We start from the raw sequence: 25,644 nt of genomic DNA on the forward strand, positions 1-25,644 counted from the left end.
AGATGATCGCCGAGAAATGGGATATCAGCCGCGAAGACATGGAGCAGTTCGCGCTGTCCAGCCACCAGCGCGCACTTGCGGCAATTCGGAACGGGCACTTCGACAACGAGATCATTCCGGTCGGCGACTTCCGCGTCGACGAGGGCCCGCGCGAGACCACGCTGGAGAAGATGGCGGGGCTCAAGCCTCTCGTCGAGGGCGGCCGTCTCACGGCGGCACTGGCCAGCCAGATCTCCGACGGCGGCAGCGCCACACTTGTCGCCTCGGAAAGCGCAGTCAAGGCGCACAATCTGAAGCCACGTGCCCGAATCCACCACATCAGCGCCCGCGGCGACGATCCGGTGTTCATGCTGACCGGCCCCATCCCCGCGACGAAGTACGCGTTGGAGAAGACCGGACTGACGATGGACGATATCGACGTCGTGGAGATCAACGAGGCCTTCGCGCCCGTCGTGCTGGCCTGGGCCAAGGAATTTGATGTCGACCTGAAGAAGGTCAACCCGAACGGCGGCGCGATTGCGCTTGGCCACCCGCTGGGGGCCTCCGGCGCCAAGCTCTTCGCCACCATGCTCAACGAGCTGGAGCGCACCGGGGGCCGCTACGGCCTGCAGACGATGTGCGAGGGCGGCGGTACCGCCAACGTCACCATCATCGAGCGCCTCTGAATTCACGGCGCGCGGGCCAACAAGTGTCGAGATCTACCAGGCCCACCTGCCGTGCCACCGCTTCTTGCTTCGCTATGCAGGGCCGTAGCGCCGGATGTGGTGATTCCGTTGGGTCCAGCTGATACCGCAGGATCCCCCGCAGGCCCTCGATCAACAGTTGAGCCGCAACCAATTTCCGGCTGTGGGCACGGGCAGGCTTCTGCGCGTGTCGAGACCTACCTCCCAACCGCTAGCGCAAGTTAAACTAGCTGATAGCTGCGGCACACACGGTCAGATGTCACGTCAAAACACCTGAAAATATGTGTGCCGCAGCTCCTCTTTTTGCACTCGTGCATCTGATTTGAGCACTACACGGGGGGCGGCACTTCACTCGAAGTGCTATGGCGCTAACAGGATCTCAAACGGTGCTCATTGACCTTGCGCACCGTTTGAGGTGCAACAGCGCATCTAATGCTCTGCGAACCAGATATGCAGGCTGCGCGGGAAGGGGCGAGCAGGTCCGCGGCCGAAACCGCGGGCCCGGGGAACAGGTTGTCTTCTTGTCATCCCGAGATGATCAGCATGTGGCGGTGCCGCCTCCGGACTTGCGCATCTCGATAGCTAACGCGTGGCGAATATTCTTCAACAAGCCAGAAATATCCGCTGACGTCTACTGAGACCGGCCCTCAGTTACCATCGAGTGGTTTCGGCAGGAAACAGATCTAGGGGCAGTGGTTTATGCGGAATCTTGGGCAAGCAGCTATCAGCATGGCTGCAGCGGGGGTGTTAGTGGCCATTGGGCACTTGCCATCGGCCAGTGCCGCGACGGCAACAGCGAGCCTGGTCCTGAATGGGCTGCCGGGCCACAGCGTCGACGTGTACGAAACGGGTAGCAAGTTGGGCGGCGGGCTGGGCAAGTACGAGTTGAATCCTGCCTGCCGCGCCGCCATCGCCGATTCGGTGTCGAAGATGCCCGTGGATGCCGTGGCCTACCGGGGCGATATCAGCCGGATCGCGGCCGATGGATCGCAGCGTACGACCGCGTATTCGGTGCTGGTTAGCCTCGACGATCCACAGGTCGGCCGCGCCGCCATCGCAAGTTTGGGCCCCATCCTGACGAGCTGCCCGGACACAGGCCTTCGGCCCGGTGAGTATGGCGCCCGCCCCAGCCCTATGAGGCTGCGTGGAGTCGAAGCACAGGTCGCCCAGATCTTCACCATCAAGAAGGACGGACAGCTGCCCACTCCCGGAGTTGTGTACGTCACCAACGGCATTCTCGGCTACCTGGAATTGGAGCCCACGGGGGACGAGCCCGCTGACCTTGCGCTGTGGCAGGAGCTTGCCCAGAAGCAGGTCGATCGCATCAACGCCCGCAACGCCTAGTCCTCGACGTCCCAGAGTCGGTTGGTGGCAATCCGTCCGGCCAACCCTCCTGGGCTGATGCGTCAGCTCGCTACAGCCGATTGCGGCGTGCAGTGCCTTCGCACCGTTCCTTGAATCCGGCGAGTATCGTGCCGCGATGGAGAATCGCTCGTGAGCCTGCGGATCGCCGTGGCGGCAACCACCGCCGCAGCGCTCCTTGCCGCTGCTGCTTGCGGTCAGAGTTCCACGCCCGTAGCGTCCTCGGATTCAGCATCGCCCTCCCCTACTGCATCCCTGACGCCCGGATCATCGCCGCGCTGGACCAGCCCGGCTCCCCCACCCACGGATTCATTCCGTCGCTTACCGCAACACCGGGAACATCGGAGGGACAGGCCTAGCTGGACTCAAGCTTAACCAGGACCGCCGCACCGGTGGGTCAAGCGAGCTCGAGCAGTGGCCGTTGATCAGTGGCTTGACCTCGCGGTCGGGCTACTGGCTGGCGGCGTGATCGGCACACTCATTAAGTCGTGGGTCGACCGCCTAAACGGCAAGGAAGCCAATGGTGTTGCCGACTGGAAGGCTTTCGCCACCGAGCAGCGCGAAACATTCAAAGCGGCCGTGGCCGAGCGCGAAGCCCACAACGCCGCCATCGAGCTAGTGGACGGCCGGGTCACCGCCCTGGTCGCCGAAGTCGGTGCAGTGAAAACACAGCTCGACACCGAAACTAAACTGCTCAGCATCGCCCTGGCACACCTGCGCGCGCTACGCACATGGATCACCAGAGGCGGCAGCGTCGACATGCCACCACTACCCGAAGGCCGCCTCTAGCGAACTATTTGCCGATCCACTGTTACAGTTCCGATCGCCCCCGCGCTCACCTCACCCCCCGATGGTTCGAGCGCGGGGGCACCTTCGCCCCTTCGTGGCTCTTCCAGTATCTCCGCGCAGTCCAGCGCACCGCGCGGCATGGCTAGGTGTTTGCGACTAGGCAACCGTAGAGTTCCCTGGCAATGAACCATGACCCATTCAGCGCTCTGCGATGGACATCACTGGAGCGAAGTTTCTGCAGCTCGCTGCCACTGCGGCGCCAATTTCCTATCTGCCCACAGCAAGATCCTCATTAATCGCGCTCTACTTCGTCTTTTATATGTCATCGACGGCGGGTACATTGCTTTGCTATGTCCGAGAACAAGACTTCCCGCACCGGCAGAGGCAAGCTTCTCTCCACGCGGGAATGCCACCGGATATGGCCCGCACGCCGACACGAGACCCTCGACAAAGGTTTCCTAGAGACCCCGGCCAAAAGGTTGCCCTCGGCGAAGAAGGCGCTAGCGGTCCTCGCCGCCGTCGCGATCCCGCTCACCGGTGTGCAGCCCACCAGGGCCATGGACCCGGTGGCCTCGGCCGCCGAACAGTTCGGACAGGGCGCCACCGCAGCCTTCGCCGATTCGGCAGCAGGCCTGGACACCTCCTTAACCAGCAAGCAACGCGCCGCAGGCCTGCCGGTCAACCCCGCCGCCGGTCTGGCGTCCCCGAGCCCGGCCGGTGCCATCGAAATGGTGCTGCCCGCAAACCTCGGCGGCGGCCAGCTCACCTCGGCTGGACAGATGGTGTACCCCGATGCCGGTGCCGGGTTTGACCTACTGGCCGAAAACACCCGCAACGGCTATCGCACCGTCGCCCGAATCAACGAGCCCTCCGGCGCCCGATCGGTGACCACCTTCGTGAGCACACCTGCCGACACGGTGATGCTCATGCACTCCAGCGGCCACCTCACCCTCAACAAGGCAACCCCGCAAGCCGAAACCCTCGGGGTGATGTCCCCAGCCGAGGCCCGCGACGCCACCGGCCGGATTGTCTATTCGGCGTATGTGGCCAAACAGCTCGCCCCGCAGCTGTATCAAGTCTCCGAAGTCATCTCACCCACCGAATCCACCACGTGGCCGGTCTATGTCGACCCACCGCTGGCAGTCGGTGACGGGCTCGCCCAGTTCGGCTGGTCCGATGTCGGAGATGCCCTAGGAAGCGCGGGCAGCGCGATCGGCACCAGCTTCAAGAAGGCCGGGGAATTCGTCGGCAACGCCATGAGCGCCCAGGCCGACGGCAATGCACTGCAGGCCCAAGCGGTATCCCAAACCGTTCAAGAGCACCCCACCCAATCGGCGATGCTCATAGGCGGCGCCGCGCTGATGGCCACCGGCGTCGGCTCTGCGCCCGGCGCAAGCTTGCTCACCGAGGCGGCGCTCGCGGTCAACAATGCCTCCATCAGTGTCGAGGCCATCGCTGCGGCTGACCCCAACAACAAGGGCCTGCAAAACTTCTCGGCCGGGCTGTCGATCGTCGCGGCGGTCACCCCACAGGGCCTCGGCAAGCAGGCTCTCGCGAAAACTACCGAGAACGCTGTGGAACAAGGCCTGAAAACAGGCGCCGACAACGTTGCCTCCGAAGCAGCCACCATTACCCGCGTCACCCCCGAAACCGCCACCGACGCAACGAAACTGTCTCAAGAAGTCGCCGCAGCGGGCAAGGTTCCTCAGGTTCCGAAAGCCCCCAACGCGCCACCGGGCAAGTACGTCCCGGAAACCCATCCGGCGTGCACACACATGGACTGCGGGCACGTCACCGAGAACCCGACCGCCGTATACAACAAGACTGAGATGCCGGGGCATTACGAGCACAAGGTTGAGACCGCCCCGGATGTGATGAACAAGGAAACGATCGAACAGACCAACATCAACCGACGCGGCAACCTACGGGGTAAGCCCCGTGCCGGTGACAACATGGCCAACGACGAATCACCCCCGGCGTCCTCAGCGGAAGCTCGCGATGGAATGGCTAGCGTTCGACCCCTCCCGAAGAAGGAAAGCGACAAAGAGGGTCAACTCCTGCGAGCGCTCTACCAACGGCACGACATCCAGCCGGGCGATAATTTCCAGTTCGCATATCGCAACGAACAGGGGCAGCTGAACTGCCAGCGCTGTGTGCGCAATCCTCCAGCACCGCAAGCGCCCTCGCGGCCGCCGGAGCGCCCGTCCTCCCCGGCTGATCTGCGTCAGGTCCAGGCCGCCCGCGCCGAGCAGGCATCCCAAGCACAGCGTTCCAAGGCGCTGACTGGCGCTCGGATGGTCAACAGCGTTGCCCAACAGCAGTCGCAGCACAACAACGAACCACAGACCCTGCAAGCGCGCCCTGAATCGGAAGCCCAGCAGCGCGATAACCAAGCCGTGCGCAACACATCGGTCACCAACCAGACCCGTGATCACGCCAGAGAGGCAGCACGGCCTGCTCAGAGCACCGCCAGTACCCATAATGGGAACGGCAGCTCGCACGACAGCGGCTCACACTCCAAGAGCAACGGCAGCAAGAAGAACAGCGGCAACGGCAAGGGCAACCGCGCCAAGCGCAGCCGAACCGGTCGCCACTAGATGCAAGGGAGTTGAAAGATCAGCCAGAACCGACTACTCGGCGAAGTAGACGTCTACCCGGACTACCACCAGATCGTCATTTCTGACCTCGGAACTCGCGAGGAAGTGTCCATAGCCGGATCCGACGTCACCCCAGTCGAAGCCGGGGATCACATCCTGTTCGTATATACGATGACCCACGACGATTCAATCGAGCTAGACGCACTCGTGAAAGTCCGCGTATACGAAGGCGAAAGCGATCACGATCTTGGCGAGCGCATCTTCAACGGAACCATAGCGTTGACCAAACCGGTACTCGCTATAGGCGAAATAATGGCTGCACCAGAGGACCTTTACCAGACACCACTGGCGAACCCTGGTCTACTGCCTCTTCAAATCTTCGCCCGCACGACCCTTCACGGCGTAAGCGGACCAAACGAAATCAACATCCTGCTCCCAGATGGCAGTAGCTAGCCACCGTGACGAAGGGCAATGGCAAGGGCAACCGCGTCAAACGCTCCAGGACAGGACGCCACTAGATCATGGCAAATGAGCTTCTCTTCGAAGGTGAGATCTATCCGGACGGCAGTCAGATCAAGATAGAAGACCCTGGCACATCGGACATCTCGGAGGGCGTGACAGAAGGCGCGGCGTTCGATGCGTCAGATAGCAGCGTCTCTGTATACACGATGTCCGCTGACGAAGCCGAAATGATCGAACGTGACGTGATCGCTCGCGTCTATAAAGGAACCGACACAGACGGTCTCGGTGGAATGATCTTCGATCAGACCCTAACCTTCACCCAGTCTTTTTTGGGGGTGGGCGAGATCCTTCACGACGAGGACGAGCTGAATCACATTCCGCTAGAACGAAACGGACCGATTCGCCTACAGATCTTCACCGACAACGCCATCAAGTCAGTCACATACCCAGACCATGGCGAGCGCCCAGTCAGTGGACCCAGCGAAGTCAACATCCTGATTCGCTACGACCTGAACTGACACCAGACCCGAGAGTGTTCTAGCGGAATCGGTGAAATACGTTGATACAGAACACAGTTTTGCTTGATACCCAGATCTACCCTATGGGGCACCAGATCAAGGTCGAGGACTACGGGACGCTTGAGAGTCCGGCCACCGCCAGCTCGGATGTGACGCCCATCGACGGCGGCGAACACGTACTGTTCATCTATACGATGACCGCCGACGACGCCGACTATGTTGAGGCGGATGTCAAAATCCAAGTCCTGTGCGGGGAAAATGAAGCGGATCTGGGTGACCGAATATATGACGGCACCCTGACTCTGACTCAACCAATACTGGCCATTGGCGGCGTTCTTGATGATCCCGAGGACATGCACTGCGTACCACTGAGCCAGGCCGGTGTGCAGCGACTACGGATCTTCACCCGCACGACAATCGACGACATAAGCGGACCCAACGAAATCAACATCCTGCTCCCAGATGGCAGCGGCCAGGCAAAGTGACCGAGCAAGCGGTGATCATCGAATGGGACATCGAACCGCCACTGGAGTTCATCTTTGAAGCAGAAGATCAATTGACAGAAGCCATATCCCCTCGCCTTCTGGGCGAAGTAGACGGTAATGAAAGCGGCAACGGCACCGCCACCATCTACCTGCATGGACCCAGCTGCGACGAAATCTGGAAAGCGATCGAACCTATCGCCCGTCGATTCTCACCCAGCCCCACAAGAGCACTCATCCGCGCCGGTGGCCCAGATGTTGAGCCCCGCCAGATCACTTTGGCGCAGTAGGCAACCGCGCGAAACGCTCCAGGACAGGACGCCACTAGTAACGATTGACGGGAGTAAGCGGTTGCGGACGGTTGACGAGCTGACCGACGTCGATGAGCCTGCCTGGCCGGAATCCAGAAGTGGGCCAGCAGCGGCGCACACCGGGCTCTTCTCCGCATCAGTACCTTTCAGCGCTAGAGCTGCCACACCTGCACAGGTCGATCCGCCATATGGCAGCGGCAAGGAAGCACACGCCGACGGCGCCTATAACATCAAAAAGGGCGACCCCGGGTACCGGCCAAAGCTGGACCGGGACAACGACGGGGTCGCCTGCGAGGGCTAATCGGCCAGAGGTTCCGCAGACCCCTGGACTTCGCGCAGGCACCGCGCGAAGTCGCAGACCCACGATCGCCGGTCTACACGCCACACTCGACCACGCCGCCCCGTCGCGGTGTCAACGGAGCCCCACAGGCGGATGATGGGCGACATGACGCTTGTACTGAACGCCGAGTATGTCCCGCGCATATCGGCGCGCCATGGCACCCAACGCCCGTGACGTCTGGACGTCGTCGCGATGGCCACGAGCAGTCACTGGCGCTGCACGCGGTGATCGTCTCCAAGCTGCTGGGCGACCCGGAGCGCGTGTTGGAGATCGCCCGGCGCAACGTCGAGCGAGATCTCAAGACCGAGAATGCCCACAGCGAGAAGTACACCCGCGAATGGGACCGGTTACTCAAGCAGGACATCCCGTCACTCATCGATGCGATGCTCGATCCCTCCGATCACGGCGTCACGCTGCGCTCGTGCACCCCGTTCACCGGGATCCTCTCGGCTAGCGAGGTCCAAGCGGTTAAGCGGCAGTACGGGGACGACGCGTAACCACGCCGGCGACGCGCACGTGACGAGATGGTCAGCCCTGGCTGACGCCGGCACTGAGACGGTCAGTCAATCGCTGGGTGCTCCGCTTCCCTGTGCTGGTGTTGATCGGTGAATCAGTGAAGTCGGCGGCGGTGAGAGTTCTGCCGAGGCGCTCTTCCACACAAGCGATACAAAGGTGCCCATCGATATCGGGATTCGCCTGTGCCCATACGTTGTTCTTGAGCATGTAGTACTCGTAGACGGTAGACATGTCGAGACCGCAACCGAGACATCGCCAGTCGGAGACAAAAAGCTCCCATCGATACTCGATTCTGGAGCCGTCCCGAAGATAGATATCGCGAACACCAAAGGTATGCACCACGCGAGCGACAGCGCCGCCGCGCTCGTCCAGACACACGTTTATGGCCTGCTCGACTTCCAGCATCGTCCGTAGAACGCTCCGCGCCGATTCGGTTGCAGCAGTTGCCGTGTCGGAGTCTGCAAAACTGCTCATGTCGAGCACCCATTTGACATCCACGCCGGGTTCATAGACGACCTCAGCGCTGTCCACGGTGCCATTTCGCTCGGTTGTCACTTCGCCACCATGTGGGGCGAGGCTACCTGATCCGGCGGTTCTGAGCCCGGCACGTCCGTGTGCCCGAAAGGGCCCACTCCGCGCGTTGCGGCCTTCCGGAGCACCGCTTTCCGGCGTTCGCACCGAGCTGTCCGAGTTCGGCTGTAGCAAGCTTGGACGGTCAACGGCGACTCTCGGCGGCCTTATCTTGCTGGACGATTCGCCTTCGCCCCAATAGCCGGTGTCTCACGGCTTTTTCTCTGCCAGCTGTAGTTGCTGGACAAACTCCAGGTGTTGCCGATACAGTTCCTCCAGCAATCTTGTTGGCGAGTCAAACTGGGGGCAATGTGAGTGGCATACGTATGGTCGTAGTGGCTGCTGTTATCGGAGTACTGCTGCAGGTGGGGTCGGTGTCTGCGTCAGCAGATCCTGGCCGCTGCGATGCGGTAGTCGCCGCCAAAGAGCGAATGGACCAAGCTACAGCGAATGATCACGGCGGCAAGGACACCGCTGCTGTGGTCAAACGTTTCCGCAACCGGGCCGCAATCGTCGAGCAAGCCGCACGAGAGACGACCGATCCGGAGATCAAAGCAGAAGCGCAGAACACTGCAGACACGATCAACCGGGCGGCCGACTACTTCGGCGCCCGTCAGTTCGACGACCTGCAGGTGCTGATCGAGAACTGCGATGGCGCCTGCCACGTCTGGAGTGAAACGATCAGCTCCTTGGCCAACTTGTACAGCGACTGCGACGCCTGACCACAACGCCCAGGCCCCTCGGCAGATGCGGTTGGCGGATCGATACGCCTTCCGCTGGACTTACAGTGCTCTCAATGCCGCGGATTACTTCCGTGAGGCCACGCTATTCGACGGCGTAAAAGCCGACCCGCGCATGAGCGAGGCCATCGAAATGATCCGTGCTGCACAGCAACCCGACGGCACCTGGCTTCAGACTGGGCGCCAGCCTGGGCGGGTTGGTTCGAGACGGATGCATCCGTGGGTGAACCATCAAAGTGGTTGACCCTGATTGGGACGAGAGTGCTCGCCTGGTGGGATTCAGAGTCCTCGCGGTAAAACTCGCCGTCAAGCTGGGGTTGACAAGTTCAGTGAAGCCGATCGAGCTACAAGAGCGCCGCGTCCCAAGTGAGATATCGAGCACTTAACTGGGGGTCAAGTGGTCATGAATTCGATCTCCGACGGGTGATGCGCGGGTGAAGCCGATCAGGTTGGTGCATCCGGACCCTGGGCACGGCCGCGGCGCGCGGGGCAGTACTTATCGGCGCTGTGCTCGCTGGGTGTTACAGCCTTGCCTGCGACCACGTGAGCATCACCTCAACTTCATCGGTGTCCCTCAAAGATCTATCGGACGTGGGGAATCCGGCGTCTTCAGCGCAGGAAGACCAATCGCCAGACCGACCGCGTTCATGCCAGCACCGATCCAGTTACTCCAGCTTTGCGGCGACTGCGCGGCGGCCACTAGATGGTTGATGCCGAACAGCGTGGACAGAACCATCAATCCGCGAAGTTGCGCGCGCGCAGGCTCGGGCCCCATAGGTACCAGCACCGCTCCCGCGACGATGGTTCCTAGATTCCACACTGCGATCTCGCGTTGCCAGCCACCGTTGTAGCCCCAGGCGGTGTCGCGGGCGAACCGTCGACTAAACAAACCCTGCGTAACCAGCGCGGTCGACGTGCCCGCCAGCCATAGCCCTGCCGCTACCTGCACTGATAGTCGTTTCATGCGCTTGCTCCCACTATTGAAAGGTTCTATAATAAGCAGCCTATTAGCGTTAAGGAGCAGATGTCAATCGCCAGAGACCACGCACCGACGGAATCGGCTAAGCCAACCCGCCGACGCCTATCGGTCCAAGCGCGCCGCCTCGAACTTCTGGAGATCGGCGCGGATCTGCTGGGCACCCGCCCATACGAGGGCCTGGGCATCGAGCAGGTCGCAGAGGCTGCGCGGATTTCGAATGGCTTGCTGTACCACTACTTCGGCAACAAGCGAGAGTTCTTCTTGGCCGTAGTCGCAAACGAAGCGAACAAACTCCTAGAAGCCACCCGACCGCACCCGGAACTGCCTGCAACGCAACGGTTCCTGGCCAGCCTCGACGGCTACCTTGAGTACGTAGACACTCATCGGCGCGGCTACCGCGCGCTATATCTAGGCGCCTTAGGTGCCGAGGGCGCAGTGCGGGCGATCATGACGAGAAACCAGACCACTCAACGCGATCGAATACTCTCGGTCTTATCTCCGGACCAGGCCGCCCCAGCCCCGCTTCGGCTAGCGGTTCAGGGGTGGATCGCATTCCTCATCGCCGTCTGCCTGGACTGGCTGGACGACCCCTCGATTACACGAGAAGAATTACGCGATCAATGTGTACGCACACTCCGCGGCGTGATCGCCGCCGCCGATACAAAGGAAGCGAGGGACACACGCGACAACGGTCAGTAATCGAGTTCGGCCAGTCAATGCTCGGCGTCGTAGTGCCCGACGAACTGCTTGCGCCAGATCCGTACGCGGACATCGTATTCGGTTGTCTCGGTGCCGTCGGGCCGGCACAGCGCGGTCTCATCCGGTCCGACCTCGACACGGAGTGGGCGGCGCTGAGCATCGTAATCTGTTTGGCCCGTTCGGCACCTATTCCATCGGCAGGTCGAAAATATTAGCTGGGGCTTCAGGATATTTGACCTTCCAGCCCGCCCAGCGCACGTCTGTCGGACCGATGGCACTTTCCACAATTGACCATTTACCGTCGGTTTCCTTAAGGAGCCCGTCATATCTCTTGGATTTTGGGCCGGCGATTTCTCGGGCGTACTTCGTCCCCGCGTAGTCCACGAGTTGGCCGTTCATGTCCAATATTTTGCCATCGATCATCGCCCAGCCATCAGCGATGTTTAGTGTTTTCACGTCGAGCTTTACAGGCTTGCCAAGCTCCGATTCGAGCTTAGGCAGCACGGTGGCCACGACACTGTCGCGGTCGGCGGCTGGGTTTGGATCAGCGGGCGAGCACGCTGCGGTAGCCAGACCGAGCACGAGCGAGAATGCAGCAATAAATACACAGCGCGAGAATGACGAAAATCGCATGTGAGTTCTTTCTCCTAGCCTGAGCATCTTTGAAGTCTACCGGCCTTCTACGCGGGTGGTGTGAGGATGAAACTTCCAGGAATGTACGCCGAACCCCCATCGGTGCCTACTATCTGATTTCCGTTCGGCAGATCATTATTAGATCCAATTAGCGTCACCTTATCGCCATTGCTAAATACCATCTCCGTATGCGTGCCGGGATTTATCCACACATCACCAGGTTTTGCGTTGGCAAGGCTGGTCTTAGTCCAACCCTGGCTCTGCAGCGTTGAAGCTAGTGCGTCCACGTTGACTTTAGCCAGTTCACCGTTCCCGATATTTGTCATTCCGTTCTCGTTGAGCACCGTCGTCACGAAGTTCGCGCAGGACAGATCCAATGGCGTCTTAGGCATCAAGCCGCTGTTTATCAGATCCTCTGCAGTGCGTCCGCGGTACTTGTTCGCGACGTCTGCAGATCTTTCCGAATCCGAATTTCTTTGCGGCGTCGTTGTAGTGGTCGTCGGCGTCGTCGTTGTGGTTGTCGTTGTGGTTGTCGGCGGTGTGGTCGTAGTTGTGGTTGTGGTTGTCGTTGTGGTTGTCGGCGGTGTGGTCGTAGTTGTGGTTGTGGTTGTCGTTGTGGTTGTCGGTGTAGTTGTGGTGGTGGCCGTAGTAGTCGGCGTCGTTGTTGTCGGCGTCGTTGTTGTCGGCGTTGTTGTTGTCGTGGTTGGCGTGGTTGTCGTCGGCATGGTGGTGGTGGTGGGCGTCTGTGTGGGCGTTGACTGTTGAGTCTGTGTGGGTTGCTGCGTCTGAGTTGGGGCTTGGCTCGCCTGCGAGGGCGGATTCTGCTGAGGCTGCTGCGGCGCCGTGTTCGGGATCGACTGTGCGCCAGTCATCCCCGGCGCAGTGCTGTAGTTCGGCGGGTTCTGCTCGCCGTTGCGTGCAGAGTTCCACGAGCCATCCGAGTTCTGCCCCGGCTGGAGCCCTTGCTGCGGGCCGTTAGCCTGCCCGCCCTGCTGCGAGGCGCCCTGTACCCCGCTGTTGTAGATGGAGATCCCGCTGTTCTGATCTAACGGCGGTAAGTTGTTGCCTCCCTGATAATCCGGCATCTGCTGAGGCATAGACGGTGGCTGAAACTGGCTTCCGTCCATCCCACCGCCGCCGCCCGGTCCTCCTGTTGGGCCGGTGGGATCCGCTCCCACCGTCGCCATGGTGGAAAAACCGCTACCCGGCGTGGTGGTGTCATTCACCACGACCGCCGCACCGACGACCACAGCCCCTGCAGCAACCACAGCCAATGACCTGCGAAGCATCGACGGCGTCTGACGAAGTTCAGCCTGGGTTCCAACCCTAAGTTGCAGTCTTTGGCACCAGTACGTCGTGTAGTGGTTGCCATCACTGGAGTCGCCTGAGGCCATGGGGAACATGGTAGAGCACGATGAACTGGGATAAAAGCTGTTACAGGAAACAAATCAAGATCTTTGCGAGTATTGTGGTCGCGACCTGTGGAAAGGTAGCCGAATCTGCTTCCTCTATCGAGGTACGCGGAGACTACCCAGTAGGGGCGTTGTCGGTCCCGCTACCGCACTCGTGATCGCGTGTGCCGCAAACTCACGCCACCGGCGACCAAACAGCTAGACGTTGCAAGTCGACTCAGGTGATACCGGCGGCCCCGCCAGCCAGAACTTCACAACGCCACCGTTACCACGCGACACACTGCCAATCAGATACGACGCCGAAAGAGCCGCCCCCCAATCCGCTTGCACCACAACGGACCTTTCAAAGTTACGTTGACTCAGAGACTCGCAATAGCCCTGGAACTCCGAAACCCCGACCCTGCGCAAGAAGAAACTCCGGAATCAACTCCGAGACATCGTCGTCATGCGCAACACTGTTGCGCACCACACGAAGTGACGCAGACGCAGACAGATTCTCCGGGTTGCGAATCACCGCGCAAAGAACAGACCTGGGTAGCTGCGAGATCAAGTTCCACGCGTGCGCCTCGAAACGCTCCGTGTCGACAACCTCCCCCGACTCCCCACTCCACCGAGACACATCAGCCACACGCACGGGGCACGTCGGAGTGAACTGCTGGCAACGAGGCCAGAAGCGTCCCTCTGTAGTCTCTGCCCACGCTACGGCGACGGACCTGCCTGCTTCTAGCGTTGCCGACTCAATGTTGGCACGCCGCGCGGATGGGCCGGCTGGCCGAATACCAGCGACCGTGAGACAGCGAAACGGCAGGTAGCAGATCAGGCAGCGCTACGTGCCACGAACTCCCGAAGCGCCTCTGTCGAGATGAGTCGGCGACGCCCTAGCTTGACCGCGGAAAGGTCCCCACTTTGGATCCGCGCATACAGGAACGCACGAGAGCAGCGCAGCGAAGCCGCTGCCTCGTTCACTGTGAGTAGATTCTCTGGTCCAGGATTGGGCACCTTCTGCTCCTTGGCGATCGCGGTGACAAACATCGCAAGCGCGGCTGCCAAATCGGGCACAGAGTTCGTTTCATTCATGCATCCAGCGTGCCAGTTGGTTTCCTGGAGCCGAGCCCACAGTCACGACACGCCGAAATTCGGCGTAACCCAAGCGAGCTGTCCGCGGCGCATCACTTCAGCTAGATCGCCCCGCCGAAGCGAATGACACCCGCACCTGCCAGTATCCGCAAATATTGACAGATCTACGTCCACAAGTACGGCCACCATACGAAAACATCAATCACAGAGCCACAATAAGAAAATCTACGAAGCGCTCCACAGGCGAGCACCACGACCCGTAGCAATGACCCATAAAAACAGCCAAACCCACCTGATCCCAGGTGTGCGGAGGTCTGCGAGCAGCAGTTGCACCGCGCGGCGCTCCGCCACGCAGTGCAGTTCTCCGCACTAAGGATATTTGCCAGGCAATAGGGATGAGCAGGCGCTTCTAGCCGATCGAGCTACAAGGGCTCCGCGACCCAAGTGGGATATCAAGCACTTGACTGGGGGTCAAGTGGTCATGAATTCGATCTCCGACGGTGATGCGCGCCAGCAGTGGCTCATGACCCAACTCAAGGATGACATCCCAAGTCACACGAGTTAGGAGGCCTAATCTCGGCGGACCACCGTTCTGGCGCCAAGCCTGCCACCTGGCTCGCTTACTCGGAACCGTCATATCCACGCTGATCCGCCCGAAGCGCTTGGCGCACACGGTCGCAGGCAGGCAATGAACACCTGCCACCAGAACCGGACAGCAGATCAAATAGTTTGCTCCAGAAGCAAGAACAGCAAATCCAACACACAGGAAGGTCCCACTCCGGACCGTGAGGACCGAATCTCACCCTGCCCGACAGTCCCTGATACCAGAGTGACCACACGGACTCCACAGACGCCATAGAGACCATGGACGTACAAAAATGGGTCAACGGTGAGTCAACGCAGACGTCCACGAAGAGAGAAAAACCCTTCTACCTGCACTTTTTGGTGGGCGCGGAGGGTTTCGAACCCCCGACCGCTGGTGTGTAAAACCAGAGCTCTACCACTGAGCTACACGCCCGGTCCACGTCGTCACCGACGTGGGAATCAGCTCACGAATCTAGCGCGGCTAGCGCTTCCACCCAACCTGACTGGTCACGGGCCTGCCCGGGGTCCAGCATCTCGGCGAAACGGATGATTCCGGCGGAGTCCACCACGAATGTCCCGCGGTTCGGATACCCGGCCTTCTCGTTGAGTACCCCGTACGCCTCGGCAACGGCACCGTGCGGCCAGAAGTCGGCCAGGATCGGGAAGGTGAACCCGCTGTAGCTCGACCAGATCTTGTGGATCGGCCCGGCACTCACCGACAGCCCGATGATCTGCACATCGTCGTTCTCGAAGTCTCCGATGTGGTCGCGCACATGGTCCAGCTCGCCCTGACAGACCCCGGTGAACGCCAGCGGAAAGAACACCAGCAGCGCGGCCTTCTTGCCGCGAAAATCGCTCAGGCTAACGAGCTGGTTGTTCTGGTTACGCAAGGTGAAATCAGGTGCTTCGGTGCCAACCGGCAGCATTAGCGCCGCCCGCCGCGTGATGACTTCGGCTGCACCAGACGCGTCGCGCTCCAATCCCCCAGGTTGACCGAGGATGTCTGCACCAGCCCCGCCGTCGGCGCCGATTCGGCGATCTCTGAGGGCTGCACATGGCCGGGCATGCCGGTCTTGGGCGTCAACACCCAGATCACGCCGTCCTCAGCCAAAGGAGTGATGGCGTCCATCAACGCGTCGACCAGGTCGCCGTCGTCATCGCGCCACCACAACAGGACAACATCGACCACATCGTCGGAGTCCTCGACGAGGAGCTCCGAACCGCATGCGTCCTCGATGTCGGCCCGGATATTGTCGTCCGTGTCCTCATCCCAGCCCAGCTCCTGCACCAGCTGGTTGCGCTGGATGCCCAGCTTCCGGGCATTATTCGAGGCGTCAGCCGCCGCGACCACCGTTCGGCCCCTCCTTAGTCAACAAGTGCGTGCTTGCACATGGGATGAATGGTCACATCGTCGCATGCCGATGGCAATCCCCGTCATCCGCTATCGGCCTTTTGTCTGTAAGAGCGGTTCGCAGATCTTCCCGGCACGCTCTCTCGCGTCGTTGAAAGTGCGAACCACAGAGTTGAGAGTGCTTTCGCTCAGCCGATTATCGAACGCGCCAGCCAGTTTTCGGGACTGCTCGACGTACTGACCCAACGCATCGCGCAGGTCGTCGGTCTGGGCGTTCGCCTTGATGGAGTCGATTTGGCTGGCGCTCGTGTTCAGCGCGTTGATAACCGGCCCCACCTTGGCCTCCGCTGCCGAGCCGTACCCGCCCTCGTTGTTCATGACCGAGATCAGGTCATTACCCGCGGTGACGGCCGCATCCGAGGTCATCGCGAATGTCTCACACGCATCGGCCATGGCCTGCTGACGCGACGTCTCCTGCCGCTTGGACTCCTGCGTCCGCGACGTCTCCAGGGACTGCGAGACGTACGTGCGGTACTCCGACACCGAATCGCTGGGCGCCGACGCCTGCCCGCCTGTGGTCACGGTGCAGCCCGCCACGACCGCTGCACAGATGGCCGCGAGCGCGATCAACAGCGCCGCCATACGCATGTCATGACGGTACCCGCTAGGGCAGCTCAGGACCCTGTGACTGGAACAGACTCGCTAGTAGCAAGGGGCTTGCGGCACGATGGGGATACCGATCTGATTGTGACTGAGATCTGCACCCCCACCCCTAAGGAGCAGAAAAGTTGACCACGGAGTTCTCTCGCCAGGACCTGGCCGGAAATTCAAGCGTCGCAAATCAATCCGAACGCGTTCGGGTGATCCGCGAAGGCGTCGCGTCCTACCTCCCGGACATCGACCCCGACGAGACCACTGAGTGGCTCGAATCCTTCGACGGGCTGCTGGCCCGGTCGGGTCCGGCGCGGGCGAGATATCTGATGCTGCGCCTGCTGGAACGCGCCAACGCCGGCCGCGTGGCCATCCCCGCGCTGACGTCCACCGACTACGTGAACACCATCGCCACCGAGAACGAACCGTGGTTTCCCGGCGATGAGGACACCGAACGCCGTTTCCGCGCCTGGATCCGCTGGAACGCCGCGATCATGGTGCACCGTGCACAGCGACCAGGGGTCGGTGTGGGCGGCCACATTTCGACGTACGCCTCCTCGGCGGCCCTCTACGAGGTCGGGTTCAACCACTTCTTCCGCGGCACCGCCCACCCGGGCGGCGGCGACCAGGTGTTCATCCAGGGCCACGCCTCCCCCGGCATCTACGCCCGCGCCTTCCTCGAAGGCCGGCTGACGACCGATCAGCTCGACGGGTTCCGTCAGGAAAAGAGTCACCCCGGCGGCGGCCTGCCCTCCTACCCGCACCCGCGGCTTATGCCCGATTTCTGGCAATTCCCAACCGTTTCCATGGGTTTGGGTCCGATGAACGCGATTATGCAGGCGCGGTTCAACCACTATCTGCGCGACCGTGGCATCAAGGACACCTCTGATCAGCGGGTGTGGGCCTTCCTCGGCGATGGCGAGATGGACGAGCCCGAGTCGCGGGGCCAGGCGCATATCGCCGCGCTGGAGGGCCTCGACAATCTGACCTTCGTCATCAACTGCAACCTGCAGCGTCTCGACGGTCCGGTACGCGGTAACGGCAAGATAATCCAGGAGCTGGAGTCGTTCTTCCGTGGCGCCGGCTGGAACGTCATCAAGGTGGTGTGGGGCCGCGAATGGGACACCCTGCTGCACGCCGACCGCGACGGCGCGTTGGTGAATCTGATGAACACCACCCCCGACGGCGACTACCAGACCTACAAGGCCAACGACGGCGCCTACGTTCGGGAGCATTTCTTCGGGCGCGATCCGCGCACCAAGGAACTGGTGAAAAACCTTACCGACGACCAGGTGTGGAACCTCAAGCGCGGCGGCCACGACTATCGCAAGGTGTACGCCGCCTATCGCGCGGCCACCGAGCACAAGGGCCAGCCGACGGTCATCCTGGCCAAGACCATCAAGGGCTACACCCTGGGCAAGCACTTCGAGGGCCGCAACGCCACCCACCAGATGAAGAAGCTGACGCTGGACGACCTCAAGGACTTCCGCGATCGCGAGCGGATTCCGATCTCCGACGCCCAGCTCGAAGAGAACCCGTACCTGCCGCCCTACTACCACCCCGGGCCCGAGGCACGAGAGATCCGGTACATGCTGGACCGGCGCCGTGCCCTCGGTGGATTCCTGCCGCAGCGCCGTACCAAGTCGCGGCCGCTCACCCTGCCGAGCTCCGAGGCCTACGCCTCGGTGAAGAAGGGTTCGGGCAAGCAGGAAGTCGCCACCACCATGGCATTGGTGCGGACCTTCAAGGAACTGTTACGGGACAAGAACATTGGGAACCGCATCGTTCCGATCATCCCCGACGAGGCCCGCACCTTCGGTATGGACTCGTGGTTCCCGTCGCTGAAGATCTACAACCGCAACGGCCAGCTGTACACCTCGGTGGATGCCGAATTGATGTTGGCGTACAAAGAAAGCGCGCAGGGCCAGATCCTGCACGAGGGCATCAACGAGGCCGGATCCACCGCGACGTTCACCGCGGTGGGCACGTCGTACTCAACCCACGACGAGCCGATGATCCCGCTGTACATCTTCTATTCGATGTTCGGCTTCCAGCGCACCGGTGACGGCCTGTGGGCTGCCGCCGATCAGATGGCGCGCGGGTTCGTCCTGGGCGCCACCGCGGGCCGCACCACGCTGACCGGCGAGGGCCTGCAGCACGCCGACGGGCACTCACTGCTGCTGGCGAGCACCAATCCCGCTGTGGTTGCCTATGACCCGGCGTTCGCGTACGAGATTGCGCATATCGTCGAGCACGGCCTGCAGCGGATGTACGGCGAGAACAGCGAGAACGTCTACTTCTACATCACGCTGTACAACGAGCCGTACGTGCAGCCGGCCGAGCCGGAGAACGTCGACGCCGAGGGCATCCTGCGCGGTATCCACAAGTTCCGCGCGGCGCCCGAGGCGCGCAAGCATCAGGCGCAGATCCTGGCCTCGGGGGTCTCATTGCCCGAGGCGCTGCGGGCGGCCGACCTGCTGACCGAGCAATGGGATGTGGCGGCCGATGTGTGGTCGGTGACGTCCTGGGGTGAGCTCAATCGCGACGGCCTGGCCATCGAGCATCAGGCGCTGCGCCACCCGGACCGCCGCAAGGGTGTTCCGTACGTGACGAAGGCACTGGACGGCGCGCCAGGGCCGAAGGTGGCGGTCTCGGACTGGATGCATGCGGTACCCGAGCAGATCCGGCCCTGGGTGCCCGGGACGTACCGGACGCTCGGCACCGACGGGTTCGGTATTTCCGACACCCGGCCCGCCGCACGTCGGTACTTCAACACCGATGCCGAGTCGGTTGTCGTCGCGGTGCTGGAGGCACTGGCCGATGAGGGCTCCGTCGACCGCGACGTGGTTGTTCAGGCGGCCGCCCAATACCGGATCGACGATGTGGCGGCGGCCGACGTGTCCTTCAAGGACACAGGCAGCGCATAACCCTTCTGGCGCGAGCAGACACGTATTGCACATAAATCGCAGGTCGCGAGTGCAATACGTGTCTGCTCGCGTTTTCTTGTCGACATCAATTGTACCGATCGGTACAGTCGAGATCGCTCGCTCAAACCCTCGGAAAGGAATCCACCATGCGGTTCAGAATTCTCACTGGCACAGCACTTCTGGGCATCGGCTTGGCCGTTGCCGCGTGTAACGCGCCATCTCGTGACGCTCAACCAAGCACCCAGCCACCGCAGGCGATGTCGTCAATGCCCATGACATCGCAGGCCATGGCCGGCGCCACGCGTACGGGCGCGTTCAGCGGAATCGACGGAAAGCACGTCGCGGGAACTGTCACGATCGCCAACGGGCGGGTCAGCCTGACCGGATTCTCCTCCGACAAGGGACCCGACCTGCACATCTACCTGACCAAGGGCTCAGACCAGAGCTCAGTGAGCGCGGGCAAGGAGCTCGGCACGGTCGCCTCCGACATGGCGTCCCAGACGTTCGACGTGGGTGGCGCGGACACCGCGATGTACGACACCGTTCTGATCAACTGCGATAAGGCCAAAGAGGCCTTCGGCGCGGCAGCCTTGATGTGAGAACCTCCGCACGATGGATCGCCCTTGCCGCGCCGATCGCCCTCGGCGTGGCAAGGGTGGCACTGGGCGCGTTGTGGTTGCACGAGGGAATCTTCAAATACAGCGCACACTTCGGCCGCGCGGACATTCTGCTCATCGCCCACAGCGCGCAGTCCAACACCCGGGTGCCGGAGTACTTCACCGCCTTCTCCGACAGCGTGCTCCGAGCGTGGCCGGGCCTTTTCGGTGTCACCATCCCCCTGCTGGAGGTGGCACTCGGGGCAATCCTGATCCTGGGGCTAATTCCCCAACCCGCGGCCATGGTTTCGCTGTTGACGCTCTTGACCTACTGGACTTCGGACCAACTGATCAGCCAGTATCCGGTGATGGCGGCGCTGTCGGCGCTGATCATCGCGTTTCCGACGCCGAGCGGCCACTACTCAATACTGCGACTAAGACGAGCCAAAGTCACAGCTAATGTTGTTCGAGATGGTAGGTAAGTCGTCACCACATAGCGCCGCCAAGCTGCCCGCGACCGCGCACGGCCGCCGCACCCGGGCGGCCATCGTCGATGCGGCCGCGCAGATGATGTACCAAAAGGGTGTCACGGCAACCAGTCTCGACGACGTCCTGGCCGCCTCCAATACCGGCAAGTCGCAGCTGTACCACTATTTCAAGGACAGGTCCGACTTGGTGAGGGCGGTCCTGGAACGTCAGACCGAGCTCGTCCTGGAGGCACAGCCGACACTCGCCCAGATCGACTCGATGGAGGGTGTTGAGCAGTGGGCCCAGGCGATCTTGGCCATGCACGAAGTGCCCGGTGGCCCATTCGGATGCCCGTTGGGCAGCATGGCCGCCGAGCTCAAGAACGATCCGGCGTATCAACCCGCACTCGCCGCCGGGTTCCACCAATGGCAGTCATTGCTTGCCGACGGCTTGACCCGGATGCAGGATCGCGGCGACCTTGACCACAACGAAGATCCCCAGCGGCTGGCCGCGACGATCCTTGCCACCCTGCAGGGCGGCATGCTGATGGGGCGGGCGACCATGGACATCACCGTCCTGCGCGACAGCCTCGATCTGGTCATCGAAGGCATTCGGCGCAAACTGCGCCACTGACCCAAAAGTGCAGACATTTGGCGGTTTCCTACTAGGTATCCGGGGTACCTTTTAGGGATGACCGACAATCCGGCCACCGCTTCGCGCGGGTTTCGCGCCACGCGCAAGCCCCGCGAGCGGGCCGAAGTACCCGAGGCGCTCCTGCATCGGATCAAGCAGTACTCCGGCCGGCTGTCCACCGAGGCCGTACACATCATGGAAGACCGGTTGCCGTTCTTCATCGACTTGGAAGCGTCACAGCGTGCCAGCGTCGCCCTGGTGGTTCAGACGGCGGTCAACAACTTCGTCGAGTGGATACGCGACCCCGAGGGCACCGTCGGCTTCACCATGCAGGCCTTCGAGGTGGTGCCACAGGACCTGGCCAAACGCATTGCGCTACGCCATTCCGTCGACATGGTGCGTACCGCCATGGAGTTTTTCGAAGAGGTGCTGCCCCTGCTCGCCCGCAATGACGAGCAGCTGGTGACGCTCACCGAGGGCATCCTGCGTTACAGCCGCGATCTGGCGTTCGGGGCGGCCAGCGCCTATGCGGAAGCCGCCGAGGCCCGCGGGGCGTGGGACTCGCGCCTGGAGGCGACCGTGGTCGATGCGGTGGTACGCGGTGACACCGGGCCGGACATGCTGTCGCGAGCAGCCGCCCTGAACTGGGACACCACCGCACCGGCGACGGTCGTCGTCGGCACCCCCAAACCGGAGACCATCGCCAATGCCACAACATTGGTGCACGAGGTGGCCCAGCGGCATGGGCGCGGAGCGCTCGCCGTGATCCAGGGCACCCGGCTGCTGACCATCGTGTCGGGGTCGATCACCACCCACGACAAGTTCCTGGCCGACCTGATCAACGTCTTCTCCGACGGCCCGGTGGTGGTCGGGCCCACCGCGGGAACACTCAGCGCCTCGCACACGAGCGCCGTGGAGGCACTTTCGGCCATGGACGCGGTGTCCGGGTGGCGCGGCGCGCCCCGCCCGGTGTCCTCGCGCGAGCTGCTGCCCGAGCGCGCGCTCTTGGGCGATAAGGCCGCCATCGCGTCGCTCAACACCGAAGTGATGCGTCCGCTCGCCGATGCCGGCCCCGCGCTCACCGAAACCCTCGATGCGTACTTAGATTCCGGCGGTGCCATCGAGGCGTGCGCGCGCACACTCTTTGTTCACCCAAATACTGTGCGCTATCGACTTAAGCGAATCACCGATTTCACCGGAAGGGACCCAACGTCCCCGCGTGATGCCTATGTGCTGCGAATCGCAGCAACCGTCGGCAGACTGGCTCGGGATCACGCCGATGCTTTCACTTCTGAACCAGGCATCGCACCAGTCACAATTAACGTAATCAAGGCTTAGGAAGGTTACTGGCCGGTCACCTGCGAGGTCCCACATTGCGAGACGGTGTAGATCGGGTCGCAACGGATGACTTTTTGTGAACACTCCACAAATACTTAAGACAAGATTCATTTTCTCTTACACGGCGCAAACACCCCTTCACAGTGTTCTCTTAGACACGTGATTGCACTGCTCGCTCCCGGACAGGGATCCCAGACCCCCGGCATGCTGACTCCATGGCTCGAACTGCCCGGGGTACTCGACCAGGTTGAGCAGTGGTCGAAGGCCAGCCGACTGGATCTGGTGCGTCTCGGCACCACCGCCACCGCCGAGGAAATCACCGACACCGCCATCACCCAGCCGCTGGTTGTCGCCCTCACCCTGCTGGCCTATGACGAGCTGACCAAGCGCGGCCACCTCAACACCAAGACCACAGTGGTCGCGGGTCACTCCGTCGGCGAGATCGCCGCCTATGCCATTGCCGGGGTCATCTCCGCCGACGACGCCATCACCCTGGCCGCCACTCGCGGCGCCGAGATGGCCAAGGCCTGCGCCCTGGACCCGACCGGCATGTCCGCCGTGCTCGGTGGCGACGAGGCCGAGGTGCTGGAGCGCCTCGAGGCCCTCGAGCTCGTCCCCGCCAACCGCAACGCCGTCGGCCAGATCGTCGCGGCCGGCCGCATCACCGCCCTGGAGAAGCTGGCCGAGGACCCCCCGGCCAAGGCCCGCGTCCGCCAACTCGCCACCGCAGGCGCCTTCCACACCCACTTCATGTCTCCCGCGCAGGAGGCCTACGCCGCCGCCGCATCCGCGATCACTCCGGCCGAACCGGTCACCACCCTGCTGTCCAACTTCGATGGCAGCCCCGTCTCCTCCGGCGCCGACGCCATGGACAAGCTGGTCAACCAGCTCACCTCGCCGGTCCGCTGGGACCTGTGCACCGAGTACTTCAAGACCGCAGACGTCAACGCAGTCGTGGAGCTGCCGCCGTCGGGTGCACTGGCCGGCATCGCCAAGCGTGAGATGCGCGGCGTTACGAACCGCGCCCTCAAAACCCTCGACGACTTAGACGCCCTGGCCGAGCTGTAAGCGGCCAAACCACCAAAAAGTAGTACCCCGGCTGATCGGGCAGCGTCGCCCGTCAGCCAGTTCCGATAACAAGAGTTCACCCCAGGACTGCGCCCGCAGTCCACAACACCGAAGGGAGCCACCGAGTGGCCACCGCAGAAGAAAAAGATCGCATCGTCGCCGGTCTCGCCGAGATCATCGAAGAGGTCACCGGTATCGAGCCTTCCGAGGTCACCCTCGAGAAGTCCTTCGTCGACGACCTGGACATCGACTCGCTGTCGATGGTTGAGATCGCCGTTCAGACCGAGGACAAGTACGGCGTGAAGATCCCCGATGAGGATCTGGCCGGTCTGCGGACCGTTGGCGATGTCGTCAACTACATCGAGAAGCTCGAGCAGGAGAACCCCGAGGCCGCAGCCAACATCCGCGCGCAGCTGGAGGGCTAGGACCAGTGACAACCCCTTCCACTGCTAACGGTGGCTTCCCCAATGTCGTTGTGACGGCTCTCGCCGCAACGACCTCTATCGCGCCTGACATCGAGGGCACGTGGAAGGGACTCATCGCCGGGGAAAGCGGCATCGAGGTTCTCGAGGACGAATTCGTCGAGAAGTTCGGGCTGCCGGTGTGGATCGGCGGGCACCTCAAGGAGCCCATCGATACCCACATGACCCGGTTGGAGCTTCGCCGGATGGCCTACGTGCAGCGCATGGCGCTGCTCGTAGGCCGTCAGGTGTGGCAGAACGCCGGCACCCCCGATGACATCGACAAGGACCGCCTCGCGGTCGTTATCGGCACCGGCCTGGGTGGCGGCGAGCGCATCGTCGAGACCTACGACACGATGAACGAGCATGGCATCCGCAAGGTTTCGCCGCTGGCCGTGCAGATGTGTATGCCCAACGGCGCGGCCGCAGTGGTCGGCCTGGAGATCGGCGCCCGCGCCGGTGTCATCACGCCGGTGTCGGCGTGTTCCTCCGGTTCGGAGGCCATCGCTCACGCGTGGCGCCAGATCGTGATGGGCGATGCCGATATGGTCGTCTGCGGTGGCGTCGAGGGCATGATCGAAGCCCTGCCGATCGCTGCGTTCTCCATGATGCGTGCCATGTCGACGCGAAATGATGAGCCGGAGAAGGCTTCTCGTCCGTTCGACAGGGACCGCGACGGATTTGTGTTCGGCGAGGCCGGCGCGCTCATGGTCATCGAGACCGAGGAGCATGCCAAGGCTCGTGGCGCTCAGATCATCGCCCGCGTGATGGGCGCCGGTATCACCTCTGACGCGTATCACATGGTGGCCCCGGGCCCCGACGGTGAGCGTGCTGGCGCAGCAATGAAGCGCGCGATTCAGACAGCCGGCCTGTCCCCCAAGGACATTGACCACATCAACGCCCACGGCACCGCCACCCCGATCGGGGATCTCGCCGAGGCCAACGCGATTCACGTCGCCGGCGTGCAACATGCCGCGGTCTACGCCCCCAAGTCGGCTCTCGGCCACTCGATCGGTGCCGTCGGCGCGCTCGAATCGGTACTGACGGTGCTGACCCTGCGCGACGGCGTTATCCCGCCGACGCTCAATCTTGACAACCTTGATCCCGAAATCGACCTGGATGTCGTTGCGGGAGAGCCCCGTTACGGGGACTTTAAATACGCCATCAATAACTCGTTCGGATTCGGTGGGCACAACGTCGCGCTTGCCTTTGGCAAGTACTAAGAACCAGAGAGGTGCGAAGATGACGATCATGGCTCCCGAGGCGATCGATGAATCGCTTGATCCGCGTGATCCGCTGTTGCGGCTGAGCACCTTTTTTGATGACGGCAGCCTCGAGCTGCTCCACGAGCGTGACCGCTCAGGTGTGTTGGCTGCTGCGGGCACCGTCAACGGAG

The 25,644-nt window shown here is 62.2% G+C and carries 29 protein-coding genes, 1 tRNA gene and 2 pseudogenes; 23 read left to right on the forward strand and 9 right to left on the reverse strand.

Translation table 11 applies throughout. From position 1 onward, the window contains the following. The 5 genes and pseudogenes from fadA6 to MLB1_RS23680 form a co-directional block, all read left to right on the forward strand. Nucleotides 1–665, forward strand: a pseudogene (gene fadA6 / locus MLB1_RS23660) (steroid 3-ketoacyl-CoA thiolase FadA6); the annotation flags it as partial. Nucleotides 666–1,412: 747 nt separating this feature from the next. Further along, complete coding sequence (locus MLB1_RS23665; RefSeq protein WP_255486152.1) at nt 1,413–2,027, forward strand: hypothetical protein; 615 nt, start codon at nt 1,413–1,415, stop codon at nt 2,025–2,027. A gap of 209 nt (nt 2,028–2,236) precedes the next feature. Continuing rightward, nucleotides 2,237–2,404 carry a hypothetical protein gene (locus MLB1_RS23670; protein ID WP_180752317.1) on the forward strand — a complete coding sequence of 56 codons (168 nt, stop codon included), beginning with the start codon at nt 2,237–2,239 and terminating at the stop codon, nt 2,402–2,404. Between the two features lie 55 nt (nt 2,405–2,459). Then, nucleotides 2,460–2,834: a hypothetical protein gene (locus MLB1_RS23675; RefSeq protein ID WP_180752318.1), complete on the forward strand. Its 375-nt coding sequence runs from the start codon at nt 2,460–2,462 to the stop codon at nt 2,832–2,834. Between the two features lie 350 nt (nt 2,835–3,184). After that, entirely contained in the window at nt 3,185–5,431 is a 2,247-nt protein-coding gene (locus MLB1_RS23680) for a hypothetical protein (RefSeq protein WP_180752319.1), read from the forward strand. A gap of 33 nt (nt 5,432–5,464) precedes the next feature. Here the strand turns inward: MLB1_RS23680 and MLB1_RS23685 are convergent, their stop codons facing one another. After that, nucleotides 5,465–5,611 carry a hypothetical protein gene (locus MLB1_RS23685; RefSeq protein WP_180752320.1) on the reverse strand — a complete coding sequence of 49 codons (147 nt, stop codon included), beginning with the start codon at nt 5,609–5,611 and terminating at the stop codon, nt 5,465–5,467. 341 nt (nt 5,612–5,952) lie between these two features. On the opposite strand from MLB1_RS23685, the gene MLB1_RS23690 reads away from it, so the two are divergent. The 5 genes from MLB1_RS23690 (at nt 5,953) to MLB1_RS23710 (ending at nt 8,041) form a co-directional block, all read left to right on the forward strand. Continuing rightward, complete coding sequence (locus MLB1_RS23690) at nt 5,953–6,411, forward strand: hypothetical protein (RefSeq protein WP_180752321.1); 459 nt, start codon at nt 5,953–5,955, stop codon at nt 6,409–6,411. A gap of 83 nt (nt 6,412–6,494) precedes the next feature. Continuing rightward, on the forward strand, nt 6,495–6,896 hold the full coding sequence (locus MLB1_RS23695) for a hypothetical protein (RefSeq protein ID WP_180752322.1): 402 nt from the start codon (nt 6,495–6,497) through the stop codon (nt 6,894–6,896). Continuing rightward, entirely contained in the window at nt 6,893–7,183 is a 291-nt protein-coding gene (locus MLB1_RS23700) for a hypothetical protein (protein WP_180752323.1), read from the forward strand. The genes MLB1_RS23695 and MLB1_RS23700 overlap by 4 nt, the downstream gene beginning before the upstream one ends. A gap of 61 nt (nt 7,184–7,244) precedes the next feature. Further along, nucleotides 7,245–7,505: an excalibur calcium-binding domain-containing protein gene (locus MLB1_RS23705; protein ID WP_255486153.1), complete on the forward strand. Its 261-nt coding sequence runs from the start codon at nt 7,245–7,247 to the stop codon at nt 7,503–7,505. 209 nt (nt 7,506–7,714) lie between these two features. Next, a complete protein-coding gene (locus tag MLB1_RS23710) occupies nt 7,715–8,041 on the forward strand; it encodes a hypothetical protein (RefSeq protein WP_180752325.1) in 327 nt (108 codons plus the stop codon). Between the two features lie 31 nt (nt 8,042–8,072). On the opposite strand, the gene MLB1_RS23715 is transcribed toward MLB1_RS23710, so the two are convergent. Continuing rightward, a complete protein-coding gene (locus MLB1_RS23715) occupies nt 8,073–8,615 on the reverse strand; it encodes a hypothetical protein (protein ID WP_180752326.1) in 543 nt (180 codons plus the stop codon). Nucleotides 8,616–9,004: 389 nt separating this feature from the next. On the opposite strand from MLB1_RS23715, the gene MLB1_RS23720 reads away from it, so the two are divergent. Further along, entirely contained in the window at nt 9,005–9,352 is a 348-nt protein-coding gene (locus MLB1_RS23720) for a hypothetical protein (protein WP_180752327.1), read from the forward strand. Between the two features lie 592 nt (nt 9,353–9,944). On the opposite strand, the gene MLB1_RS23725 is transcribed toward MLB1_RS23720, so the two are convergent. Beyond that, nucleotides 9,945–10,334, reverse strand: a complete 390-nt coding sequence (locus tag MLB1_RS23725) for a hypothetical protein (protein ID WP_180752328.1) — start codon at nt 10,332–10,334, stop codon at nt 9,945–9,947. Nucleotides 10,335–10,394: 60 nt separating this feature from the next. On the opposite strand from MLB1_RS23725, the gene MLB1_RS23730 reads away from it, so the two are divergent. Beyond that, on the forward strand, nt 10,395–11,048 hold the full coding sequence (locus MLB1_RS23730; RefSeq protein WP_180752329.1) for a TetR/AcrR family transcriptional regulator: 654 nt from the start codon (nt 10,395–10,397) through the stop codon (nt 11,046–11,048). A 186-nt stretch (nt 11,049–11,234) separates the two neighbouring features. On the opposite strand, the gene MLB1_RS23735 is transcribed toward MLB1_RS23730, so the two are convergent. Continuing rightward, on the reverse strand, nt 11,235–11,681 hold the full coding sequence (locus MLB1_RS23735) for a hypothetical protein (protein ID WP_134147333.1): 447 nt from the start codon (nt 11,679–11,681) through the stop codon (nt 11,235–11,237). Between the two features lie 192 nt (nt 11,682–11,873). On the opposite strand from MLB1_RS23735, the gene MLB1_RS23740 reads away from it, so the two are divergent. Together MLB1_RS23740 and MLB1_RS23745 are read left to right on the forward strand one after the other, a co-directional pair. Then, entirely contained in the window at nt 11,874–12,446 is a 573-nt protein-coding gene (locus MLB1_RS23740; protein WP_180752330.1) for a hypothetical protein, read from the forward strand. A 396-nt stretch (nt 12,447–12,842) separates the two neighbouring features. Then, nucleotides 12,843–12,983, forward strand: coding sequence for a hypothetical protein (locus MLB1_RS23745; RefSeq protein WP_180752331.1), 141 nt, complete (start codon nt 12,843–12,845; stop codon nt 12,981–12,983). 926 nt (nt 12,984–13,909) lie between these two features. Here the strand turns inward: MLB1_RS23745 and MLB1_RS23750 are convergent. From MLB1_RS23750 to MLB1_RS23770, 5 genes are all read right to left on the reverse strand, one after another. Beyond that, on the reverse strand, nt 13,910–14,170 hold the full coding sequence (locus tag MLB1_RS23750) for a helix-turn-helix domain-containing protein (protein WP_134147331.1): 261 nt from the start codon (nt 14,168–14,170) through the stop codon (nt 13,910–13,912). 943 nt (nt 14,171–15,113) lie between these two features. After that, a tRNA-Val gene (locus tag MLB1_RS23755) sits at nt 15,114–15,188 on the reverse strand. A 31-nt stretch (nt 15,189–15,219) separates the two neighbouring features. Further along, a complete protein-coding gene (locus MLB1_RS23760; RefSeq protein ID WP_180752332.1) occupies nt 15,220–15,681 on the reverse strand; it encodes a peroxiredoxin in 462 nt (153 codons plus the stop codon). After that, nucleotides 15,681–16,106 (reverse strand): DUF3052 domain-containing protein, encoded by a 426-nt coding sequence (locus MLB1_RS23765; protein WP_180752333.1) that lies wholly within the window; start codon nt 16,104–16,106, stop codon nt 15,681–15,683. Before MLB1_RS23765 ends, MLB1_RS23760 begins: the two co-directional genes overlap by 1 nt. A gap of 90 nt (nt 16,107–16,196) precedes the next feature. After that, nucleotides 16,197–16,754, reverse strand: a complete 558-nt coding sequence (locus tag MLB1_RS23770) for a hypothetical protein (RefSeq protein WP_180752334.1) — start codon at nt 16,752–16,754, stop codon at nt 16,197–16,199. A gap of 140 nt (nt 16,755–16,894) precedes the next feature. Here MLB1_RS23770 and aceE point away from each other — a divergent pair, with 140 nt between their 5' ends. From aceE to MLB1_RS23815, 9 genes and pseudogenes are all read left to right on the forward strand, one after another. Next, nucleotides 16,895–19,684 (forward strand): pyruvate dehydrogenase (acetyl-transferring), homodimeric type, encoded by a 2,790-nt coding sequence (gene aceE / locus MLB1_RS23775; RefSeq protein WP_180752335.1) that lies wholly within the window; start codon nt 16,895–16,897, stop codon nt 19,682–19,684. Between the two features lie 146 nt (nt 19,685–19,830). Continuing rightward, nucleotides 19,831–20,283, forward strand: a complete 453-nt coding sequence (locus tag MLB1_RS23780) for a DM13 domain-containing protein (RefSeq protein WP_180752336.1) — start codon at nt 19,831–19,833, stop codon at nt 20,281–20,283. Continuing rightward, a complete protein-coding gene (locus tag MLB1_RS23785) occupies nt 20,280–20,762 on the forward strand; it encodes a DoxX family membrane protein (RefSeq protein WP_180752337.1) in 483 nt (160 codons plus the stop codon). Before MLB1_RS23780 ends, MLB1_RS23785 begins: the two co-directional genes overlap by 4 nt. Next, nucleotides 20,752–21,381 (forward strand): TetR/AcrR family transcriptional regulator, encoded by a 630-nt coding sequence (locus tag MLB1_RS23790; protein ID WP_180752338.1) that lies wholly within the window; start codon nt 20,752–20,754, stop codon nt 21,379–21,381. The genes MLB1_RS23785 and MLB1_RS23790 overlap by 11 nt, the downstream gene beginning before the upstream one ends. 57 nt (nt 21,382–21,438) lie before the next feature. Next, on the forward strand, nt 21,439–22,719 hold the full coding sequence (locus MLB1_RS23795; protein WP_180752339.1) for a helix-turn-helix domain-containing protein: 1,281 nt from the start codon (nt 21,439–21,441) through the stop codon (nt 22,717–22,719). A gap of 159 nt (nt 22,720–22,878) precedes the next feature. Further along, nucleotides 22,879–23,787, forward strand: a complete 909-nt coding sequence (locus MLB1_RS23800; RefSeq protein WP_180752340.1) for an ACP S-malonyltransferase — start codon at nt 22,879–22,881, stop codon at nt 23,785–23,787. 125 nt (nt 23,788–23,912) lie between these two features. Then, on the forward strand, nt 23,913–24,212 hold the full coding sequence (acpM, locus tag MLB1_RS23805; RefSeq protein ID WP_030095371.1) for a meromycolate extension acyl carrier protein AcpM: 300 nt from the start codon (nt 23,913–23,915) through the stop codon (nt 24,210–24,212). Between the two features lie 5 nt (nt 24,213–24,217). Beyond that, nucleotides 24,218–25,471, forward strand: coding sequence for a 3-oxoacyl-ACP synthase KasA (gene kasA, locus MLB1_RS23810; protein ID WP_180752341.1), 1,254 nt, complete (start codon nt 24,218–24,220; stop codon nt 25,469–25,471). Nucleotides 25,472–25,490: 19 nt separating this feature from the next. Further along, a pseudogene (locus tag MLB1_RS23815) lies at nt 25,491–25,644 on the forward strand (acyl-CoA carboxylase subunit beta); the annotation flags it as partial.

Source organism: Mycobacteroides sp. LB1 (assembly GCF_013449725.1).
GTDB lineage: Bacteria > Actinomycetota > Actinomycetes > Mycobacteriales > Mycobacteriaceae > Mycobacterium.

What these genes read in the sequence shown, in the direction of transcription:
- MLB1_RS23750 (WP_134147331.1), bottom strand. Translation starts at nt 14,170, where the DNA reads ATGAATGAAACGAACTCTGTGCCCGATTTGGCAGCCGCGCTTGCGATG.
- MLB1_RS23680 (WP_180752319.1), top strand. Translation starts at nt 3,185, where the DNA reads ATGTCCGAGAACAAGACTTCCCGCACCGGCAGAGGCAAGCTTCTCTCC.
- MLB1_RS23770 (WP_180752334.1), bottom strand. Translation starts at nt 16,754, where the DNA reads ATGCGTATGGCGGCGCTGTTGATCGCGCTCGCGGCCATCTGTGCAGCG.
- MLB1_RS23665 (WP_255486152.1), top strand. Translation starts at nt 1,413, where the DNA reads ATGGCTGCAGCGGGGGTGTTAGTGGCCATTGGGCACTTGCCATCGGCC.
- MLB1_RS23760 (WP_180752332.1), bottom strand. Translation starts at nt 15,681, where the DNA reads ATGCTGCCGGTTGGCACCGAAGCACCTGATTTCACCTTGCGTAACCAG.
- MLB1_RS23725 (WP_180752328.1), bottom strand. Translation starts at nt 10,334, where the DNA reads ATGAAACGACTATCAGTGCAGGTAGCGGCAGGGCTATGGCTGGCGGGC.
- MLB1_RS23690 (WP_180752321.1), top strand. Translation starts at nt 5,953, where the DNA reads ATGGCAAATGAGCTTCTCTTCGAAGGTGAGATCTATCCGGACGGCAGT.
- MLB1_RS23695 (WP_180752322.1), top strand. Translation starts at nt 6,495, where the DNA reads ATGGGGCACCAGATCAAGGTCGAGGACTACGGGACGCTTGAGAGTCCG.
- MLB1_RS23780 (WP_180752336.1), top strand. Translation starts at nt 19,831, where the DNA reads ATGCGGTTCAGAATTCTCACTGGCACAGCACTTCTGGGCATCGGCTTG.
- MLB1_RS23790 (WP_180752338.1), top strand. Translation starts at nt 20,752, where the DNA reads ATGGTAGGTAAGTCGTCACCACATAGCGCCGCCAAGCTGCCCGCGACC.
- MLB1_RS23730 (WP_180752329.1), top strand. Translation starts at nt 10,395, where the DNA reads ATGTCAATCGCCAGAGACCACGCACCGACGGAATCGGCTAAGCCAACC.
- MLB1_RS23735 (WP_134147333.1), bottom strand. Translation starts at nt 11,681, where the DNA reads ATGCGATTTTCGTCATTCTCGCGCTGTGTATTTATTGCTGCATTCTCG.
- MLB1_RS23795 (WP_180752339.1), top strand. Translation starts at nt 21,439, where the DNA reads ATGACCGACAATCCGGCCACCGCTTCGCGCGGGTTTCGCGCCACGCGC.